This window comes from Candidatus Amarolinea aalborgensis (genome assembly GCF_900491745.1).
Classification (GTDB): domain Bacteria; phylum Chloroflexota; class Anaerolineae; order SSC4; family Amarolineaceae; genus Amarolinea; species Amarolinea aalborgensis.
Genome location: NZ_UETR01000023.1, coordinates 36,009 through 43,386 on the forward strand (window position 1 = coordinate 36,009; position 7,378 = coordinate 43,386).

At 64.0% G+C, this 7,378-nt stretch carries 7 protein-coding genes; 4 read left to right on the top strand and 3 right to left on the bottom strand.

The genetic code is table 11. From position 1 onward, the window contains the following. The first annotated feature begins 16 nt into the window (after positions 1 to 16). Complete coding sequence (locus ACPQ6D_RS18910) at positions 17 to 1,291, top strand: DUF58 domain-containing protein (protein ID WP_423225907.1); 1,275 nt, start codon at positions 17 to 19, stop codon at positions 1,289 to 1,291. Between the two features lie 79 nt (positions 1,292 to 1,370). On the opposite strand, the gene aroB is transcribed toward ACPQ6D_RS18910, so the two are convergent. Together aroB and aroC are read right to left on the bottom strand one after the other, a co-directional pair. Beyond that, on the bottom strand, positions 1,371 to 2,975 hold the full coding sequence (gene aroB, locus ACPQ6D_RS18915; RefSeq protein ID WP_423225908.1) for a 3-dehydroquinate synthase: 1,605 nt from the start codon (positions 2,973 to 2,975) through the stop codon (positions 1,371 to 1,373). Positions 2,976 to 2,983: 8 nt separating this feature from the next. Next, a complete protein-coding gene (gene aroC / locus ACPQ6D_RS18920) occupies positions 2,984 to 4,171 on the bottom strand; it encodes a chorismate synthase (protein WP_423225909.1) in 1,188 nt (395 codons plus the stop codon). Positions 4,172 to 4,468: 297 nt separating this feature from the next. On the opposite strand from aroC, the gene ACPQ6D_RS18925 reads away from it, so the two are divergent. From ACPQ6D_RS18925 to ACPQ6D_RS18935, 3 genes are read left to right on the top strand one after another with little or no spacing between them, the layout of a single operon-like run. Further along, positions 4,469 to 5,161 carry an actin-binding WH2 domain-containing protein gene (locus ACPQ6D_RS18925; RefSeq protein ID WP_423225910.1) on the top strand — a complete coding sequence of 231 codons (693 nt, stop codon included), beginning with the start codon at positions 4,469 to 4,471 and terminating at the stop codon, positions 5,159 to 5,161. A 3-nt stretch (positions 5,162 to 5,164) separates the two neighbouring features. Further along, positions 5,165 to 5,923, top strand: a complete 759-nt coding sequence (locus ACPQ6D_RS18930) for a hypothetical protein (RefSeq protein WP_423225911.1) — start codon at positions 5,165 to 5,167, stop codon at positions 5,921 to 5,923. Positions 5,924 to 5,942: 19 nt separating this feature from the next. Further along, positions 5,943 to 6,140 (top strand): hypothetical protein, encoded by a 198-nt coding sequence (locus tag ACPQ6D_RS18935; RefSeq protein WP_423225912.1) that lies wholly within the window; start codon positions 5,943 to 5,945, stop codon positions 6,138 to 6,140. Positions 6,141 to 6,208: 68 nt separating this feature from the next. Here ACPQ6D_RS18935 and ACPQ6D_RS18940 read toward each other — a convergent pair whose 3' ends face one another. Continuing rightward, on the bottom strand, positions 6,209 to 6,910 hold the full coding sequence (locus ACPQ6D_RS18940; RefSeq protein WP_423225913.1) for a Cif family virulence factor: 702 nt from the start codon (positions 6,908 to 6,910) through the stop codon (positions 6,209 to 6,211). Positions 6,911 to 7,378 lie beyond the last annotated feature (468 nt).

The following is a 7,378-nucleotide window of genomic DNA, read 5'->3' on the forward strand; positions in this document are numbered from 1 at the left end:
GGACATGTAATTCATCATGCACCGTCTTTGGGCAATTCTGCTGGGCTGGCTGCTGAGCCTGGCCTTTGCGCTGAACACTGGGCGCGAGCTGGCCTGGAATATCTTCTATTTGCTTACGGCCGCGATTGTGCTGAGCGCACTCTGGGCGTATGCCAATGTCAACGGGGTTCGTGTCGCGCGCTTCACGCGCGCGCGCCGCGCCCAGGTGGGCAAAATGGCCGAGGAACAATTCGAGGTGCGCAATCTGAGCCGGCTGCCCAAACTCTGGCTGGAGGTGCGCGACTTTTCCACCCTACCCGCGCACCACGCCAGCCATGTCGTCAGTTCTCTGGGCGGCAAGCGCCGCCAGCGTTGGATTGTGCGCACGGTCTGCCAGCAGCGCGGTCGTTTTATGCTTGGCCCGCTGACCTTGACCAGCGGCGATCCGCTGGGCCTCTTCCGCTTCAGCCGCACCCTGCCGGCCACGTCGCCCATCGTCGTCTATCCGATCACGGTTGATATTCCGGCCTTCAATCCGCCCATCGGCATTTTGACCGGCGGCGACGCCATGCGCCGGCGCACCCACTATGTGACGACGAATGTCTCCGGGGTGCGCGACTACGAGCCAGGCGATAGCTACAACCGCATTCATTGGAAATCGGTGGCGCGCACCGGACGCCTGGTGGTCAAAGAGTTCGAGCTCGACCCTACAGCCGATCTCTGGTTGATCGTGGATATGGATCGCAACGTGCATGTCAAGGCGCCGTGGCATCCGGTGGAGCGTGATGAAGGCCCGGCCGTCCTGTGGAAGGAGAGCCGGCATGGCATTGCGCTGGCGCCGAGCACCGAGGAGTACGTGGTGTCGGCGGCCGCCTCTCTGGCTCGCCATTTCATCCTGCGCAATCGCTCGGTCGGCCTAATTGCGCATAGTCGTCACCGCGAAGTGATCCAGGCGGACCGCGGCGAGCGGCAGCTGACCAAAATCCTGGAGACGTTGGCGGTCATCGAGCCGTTGGGCAACATTCCCTTCAGTCAAGTGCTGACGGGCGAAGGGCAATCGCTATCGCGGCACACCACGTTGATCGTGATCTCCTCATCGCCTGATCCAACCTGGGTGGCCGCGCTGCGCGACCTGCAGCGGCGCGGTGTGTACAGCGTGGCCGTCGTGGTGGACGCAGCCAGTTTCGGCCCCAGTGTGCCCAGCACGCCTGTGTTGGCGGAGCTGCTTGCCAGCGGCATCGTCACCTACGTGGTCAAGCGCGACGATCCACTCAACGAGGCGCTGACCGTGCCCGCGCACGCGCGCACGTAGAGTACAGACCAGAGATCAGAGATCAGGTACGTGAGAATACGGATGATGTGTGGACTAGAGTTTCCGGTCTCCGAATTTTCTATTTTGCGCCAATGGCGCGCCAGGCCGTGATGACCGCCTCTGTCGGGATGTTGTCGGCCATCTCCACCTGTCCAATCTGGCGCGGGACGATGAAGCGCAGGCGGTTGTCCTTCTTCTTCTTGTCGCTGCTCATGGCAGCCAGCAGCTCCTGCGCAGTGGCCTTGATTGAGTCCGGCATGTCCACCGGCAGCCCCAGGCGCTCCAGCAGGCGCACGATGCGGTCGCGCACCTGGCTGTCGCACAAGCCCAGCGCCACGCCCAGATGACTGGCAGCCGCCAGGCCGATGGCCACGGCCTCGCCGTGGCGGATGCTGAAGTTGGAAACCAACTCCAGCGCATGGCCGAACGTGTGCCCCAGGTTCAGGTGCGCGCGGATGTGCTGCTCGAACGGATCAGCCTCCACCACGTTGACCTTGACGCGCACCGCCTCCGCAATCAGGTGGGGCAGCGAACGGGGGCCGCGGCCTTCCAGGTCGGCGAAGAGGTCTGGCGCGGCCAGGATGCCGTGTTTGACCACTTCCGCCAGGCCGGCGCGGAATTCGGCCGGCGGCAGAGTCTCCAGCAAAGCCGTGTCCGCCGCCACGAGCAGCGGCTGCTTGAAGGCGCCCACCAGGTTCTTGCCCACGCCCGGCAGATCAACCCCCACCTTGCCGCCGACGCTGGCATCCACCATCGAGAGCAGGGTGGTCGGCATTTGAATGAAGGGCAGGCCGCGCAGATAGGTGGCCGCGGCAAAGCCGGCCGTGTCGCCCACCACACCGCCGCCGAGGGCGATGACGGCGCTTTGGCGCTCCAGTTGGGCTTGTGCAAAGCGTGCGTACAGATCGCGCACGGTGTCCAACGTCTTGAATGGTTCGCCATCGGGTATGGTGCAGAGCACCGGCGCCAGGCCGGCCGCTTGCAGCGCCTGCATCACCGCGGCGCCGTGCAGCGGCGCCAGCGTGTCGTTGGTGACGAGGGCCGCGGTTGGGCCGATGCGCAGGCCGCTCAACAAACCGGCCAGATGCGCCAGGGCGCCGTCGCCAATAACGATCGTGTAGTCAGCGCCGGGCGCATGCACCGGCAGCGCATAAAATTCGCCGTCGGTCAGGCCCAGCGCCAACGCAATGACCCGATCACCCACCGCGGCGACCGACAGGCCCTGGGTGTCCAATTGCAGCGGAATGGCGCCGTACGCGGGGGCGCGCTGGATCAAGAGGCTCTCCACATGCTGGCGCGGGTTTTCCACGTTGAGCAGCGGCCGCACGCCGTTGCGGCCGACGCGGCGCAGCACCTCGTCTACATCGGCCTGCAGGCAGACGACCGTGCTGGTTGCCAGGAACGCCTCGCGGTGGGCCGCATTGAGCAGCGCGCCGCCGCCCGTGGCGATGACCAGCCCCTCTTGTGCGGCCAGCTCGTGCACCAGGTTGCTCTCATAGCGGCGGAAGGTGGTCTCCCCTTCGATGGCGAAGATGGCGGCGACAGTCTGGCCCTGGCGTTCCTCGATCAGGGCATCCATATCCACAAAGGGACGCCGCAAGCGGTCCGCCACGTAGCGCCCGACGGTGCTTTTGCCCGCGCCCATGAAGCCGGTGAGCACGATGTTGCGTGTGGAAAGGGTCATGGTTTGGCCTATCCTTCTGCCAGTGGATAATCGAACTGCCACGGCGCGTTGTCCATCGGCAGGTCTGCCAGCCGCGATTGGCGCAGGGCCTCGAAGCGCGGGCGCATCTCGGCCAGGCTGTCGCCGCCGAGCTTCTCGATCAGGGCGTCGGCCAAGACGAAGGCCACCATCGCTTCACCCACGACGGCTGCGCGCGGCACGGCGCTGAAATCGGAACGCTCATAGACCGTGACCGCCTCCTGGCCGCGGGCCAGGTCAACCGACCGCCGCGGGTTGAGGGTGGTGCTGATGGGCTTCATGGCCGCGCGCAGGACCAGGGGTTGGCCCGTGGTGATGCCGCCCTCGAAGCCGCCGGCGCGGTTGGTGCGCCGCGTCAGCGCGCCCTGCTCACCCAGGAAAATCTCATCGTGCACTTCGGTGCCGACCCGACCGGCGTTGGCGAAGGCCTCGCCAATCTCAACGCCCTTGATGGCGTGGATGCTGGCCAACGCGCCCAGCAGGCGGCCGCTCAGGCGCCGGTCCCAATGCACGTGCGAGCCGAGGCCAGGCGGCACGCCCAGCGCCGCCACCTCGAACACGCCGCCCGCCGTATCTTTGGCCTGCATGATCTCCCAGATTCTGGCGTGCATCGCTTCCACCGCGGCGACATCCGGGCAGCGCACGTCGTTCTCTTCGGCCAGCGCAAAGCGTTCGGGATACGACAGGCGCCCCAGGTCGCCGGCGCTGACCCCGCCGATCATGACGACATAACTACCAATGGTGATGCCAAATTCGGCCAGCAGACCTTTGCACAGCGCGCCAACGGCCACGCGTGCGGCGGTCTCGCGCGCGCTGGCCCGTTCCAGCGCCAGGCGCAGGTCGCGATAGCCGTATTTGATGGCGCCGGTCAGGTCAGCGTGGCCGGGACGGGGAATGGTCATCGGCGCGATGCGCTTGGTCTGCCAGCTCTTGTAGTCGCGGTTGGCGATGGTCAGGGCAATGGGCGCGCCGGTCGTCTGGCCGGCCGCGACGCCGGCGGTGACACTGACGCTGTCCTTCTCGATTTTCATGCGGCCGCCCGCGCCGTAGGCCACCTGGCGTCGGGCCAGGTCGCGATCAATCGTCTCCAGCGTCAGCGGCAGGCCCGCGGGCATCCCTTCCAGAATCGCGGTCAGGCACGGGCCGTGGGATTCGCCCGCGGTCAGGAATCGCAGCATGACTCTCCCCTCGATGTCGTGACATAGGCAGCCGGGTTGGCCGCGGGGAGATTCTAGCATTAGAAGGGCAAAATCAGAAATGAGGAATGCTGAATGCTGAATGCTGAACGAGGAACACAGAACGGAGACTGGAGACCGGAGACCAGAGATTCGGAATTGGAGACCTGAAGCACTAATCCACACATCATCCGCTTTCCACATACCCGATCTCTGGTCTCTGATCTCTAATCTCTAATCTCCACTCGGCACTTTGCACTTGGACATTACCTGGTCTACAATCCGGTCGTCGGAGGTGACATGGTGAACAATTTGGCCTTGATCGAAACGATTCTGCGGGACCGTCAGGCGGTCTTTGCGGAGATTCGGCGCGGCGCCAATCTACGGGCGTCCATTCGCACGATGCTTCTGTTCAGCGCCGGTTTCCTGGCGTTGTACGGCGGCGTGATGGGGTCAACGCACAGTGTGCTGCAGGTGCTTAGTTCAGCCCTCAAGCTGCCGCTGCTCTTCCTGGTCACGCTGGTGGTTTGCGCGCCGGCCCTCTACTTCTTCAACCTGATCTTTGGCTCCAACCAGAGCCTGAGCCAGAACATTGCCCTGATGCTGACCGCGATCACCGTCACGTCGGTGGTGCTGCTCAGCCTGGCGCCAATCGTGCTCTTTTTCCTGCTTACCAGCAGCAGCTACCAGTTCTTCAAGCTGCTCAACGTCGGCGTCTTCACCGTCGCGGGCTTTGTCGGGGTCAGCTACCTCTCGCAGGGGATGCGTGCTATCTCCGGCGGTCGGGCCGACGGCGCACGCGCACGCGCCAACCTGGTGCGCCTATGGATCTTGGTCTACGCGTTCGTCGGCAGCCAGGCCGCGTGGACGCTGCGCCCCTTTGTGGGCGCGCCCAGCATGAAATTCGAGTTCCTGCGGCCGCTCGGCGGCAATTTTTACGCCAACATCTTCGTCAGCATCGGCGAGCTGCTTGGCTTTTTCACGGTGAGGTGAGCCATGAGCGCCAATGACCGGCCGCGTGCGGATGATCTGCTCGAGCTGCTGGCCGACGAGGTGGCCGCGCGCCTGGCGGCGCGCAAAGCCGTAGGGACGCCCGCCCCGACGTCGGCCATGCCTGCGGCCTCGCCACCCTCACCCGTCCTGCCAACTTCCCCTGCGCCGCTGCCCCCTGCCAGCGACGCGAGTCCAGCGCCCGAAGAAGAGGCAGCGCCGGACGTCACGCTTGACGAACCTGTTCCCGTGGTTGCCACGGGCGCTAGCCACCTGATACGCCGCCTCGCCCTGGGCCTGCTTGTGATCATCGTGCTGATCAACCTACCGTTCAATCGCCATGGCACCAGCCTGGCGCGCGCCTTGCCAGGCAGCGCGGCGCTCGTCATTCGTGACGGCCTGGTGGTCAAAGAGGCTGACAAGGAACCCATCTACGTTTTCCGCCATGAGCAGTTCCACTGGATCAGCAGCCTGGATGCGTTCGAGCACTATGGCTACCGCTGGCAGCAGGTGCGCATCGTCGAGCCGGGATTCATGGCCAGCTTCGAGTTGGGCGCGCCGCTTCATGTCCTCTTGAAATGCCAGGACAGCCCGCACATCTACCGCCTGGAGAACGACCGCAAGCGTTGGATTGTGGATATCCCCACCTTCGAGGCCGAAGGGCACGCATGGGACGACGTGCGCATCGTGGATTGCGACTATCTGCGCAGCATTCCCGACGGCGAGACAATCCCGCCGGGGCGCGGGCCGGCGCCGCAGCCGTGAGGGAAGGGCAAAGCGCAGAGTGCAAAACGCATCGAAGGCTTTTGGACGCACGCCGGAAAGCTGGCTGCAGATCCAGATGCAGTATGATTTGGCCCAGGTCAGCCAACGGGTGAACCTTGCCCAGATCAAGCCGTTTGTGGTGAGCACAGACGCTGTTGCTGCCGTCAGTGGCGAACAACACAGTGCGTCGGAGGATCTCACCATCCGACGCACTTGAGTGGACGAGCCAGGCGTCGGCTCGTCCGCGAGATGCAACTCAGAACTGCTTTCGCTTGTGCCCTATGCCTACTTCAAGCTGTCCAGGTACTCCTTGCACAACCCAGACTCGAGCTCGCCCAGCGCCCTCCCAGATGGGGGATAGGCGGCTGGCGACCACACTCGCTTCAAATCGTCGGGCCGATTAGCTTCGGCCCAGTTGATGAGCTTCCGGTAGGACGCCACCCAGGCTTGGCCAGACTCGGAAGTCCTTATCGCACTGAATAGCCGAATCTTATTCTCCAGTGCACCGAGCGTGAGGTCATACCTCCACACATCCAGGCCGGACCAGGCCTTAACGCAGGACTCGTCAAGCCACTCCAGGGTGCAGACGAGCGCCTTGCCTTTCGGTTTGCAGTCGCTGACGGTTAACTTGACGCCGCGTCCGGTCATGTATTCCAGTCGGCTGCGCACGTCCTCCTTATTGTCTATCTTTTCGCCATCCCACATGAAGATCAGCCCCTCGTCCCTGAAGAGGGCCAGGGCGGTGTCCAGATTGCGCTTGTTGAATGCATCCTGGAAGGCTATGGCCAGATTCTCCAGGTCACTTGCGGGTGCGGGGGTGGGCGGCAGCGGCGTGAGCGCAGGCGGAACGGCGGTCGGAGTGGGCGGCAAGGGCGTGGCGGTCGACGGCGCTGGTGTGGGCGTGGATGCCGTGGGCGCTGCGCAGCCGGCGGCAATCAACAGGTAGATGGTTGCGACGACGAACAGTCCTAGCATTTGCCCTTTCATGGGTACACCTCCTTGTGGGTACGAATGGGCGGCTCAGGCTCTGATGAAAAAGAGGCTACAATAAACGGACAGCGATCAGGGTGGGCGTGTCAGAGGTCGCCGGGGCAAAGGCAACCTGACGGGTGCCCCCGATAGATGCCTGCGCGCTCAAAGAGGAAACTGGCAACGCGCCGGCCAGCGAGGTCACAGCCGGTGAAGCCCGGCCAGCGCCAGGTTCGCGCAAGAGGTGGGCGGGCAGACCGATGATGTGTGAACGGCGCTACCATAATTATAGCACGGGGGGGGGGGGCAAATGTCAATACTTTTTGTGTTTTATTTCACAATCTGGGGTTAATGTGGCGACGGGCTCGACCAAGGCGCGGTTCCGGGCTTGAGGCGGGAGGATAGCAAGGGCGGGAAGAAGGGGTAGGCTGAACTATAGCACAGGTTGATAGCTTGAACAACAACTGTGCTCACCAATTGGTATGA

Bases quoted from the DNA above. Each gene is read 5' to 3' on its own strand.
- ACPQ6D_RS18910 (WP_423225907.1), top strand. From the start codon at position 17: ATGCACCGTCTTTGGGCAATTCTGCTGGGCTGGCTGCTGAGCCTGGCC.
- aroB (WP_423225908.1), bottom strand. From the start codon at position 2,975: ATGACCCTTTCCACACGCAACATCGTGCTCACCGGCTTCATGGGCGCG.
- aroC (WP_423225909.1), bottom strand. From the start codon at position 4,171: ATGCTGCGATTCCTGACCGCGGGCGAATCCCACGGCCCGTGCCTGACC.
- ACPQ6D_RS18925 (WP_423225910.1), top strand. From the start codon at position 4,469: ATGGTGAACAATTTGGCCTTGATCGAAACGATTCTGCGGGACCGTCAG.
- ACPQ6D_RS18930 (WP_423225911.1), top strand. From the start codon at position 5,165: ATGAGCGCCAATGACCGGCCGCGTGCGGATGATCTGCTCGAGCTGCTG.
- ACPQ6D_RS18940 (WP_423225913.1), bottom strand. From the start codon at position 6,910: ATGAAAGGGCAAATGCTAGGACTGTTCGTCGTCGCAACCATCTACCTG.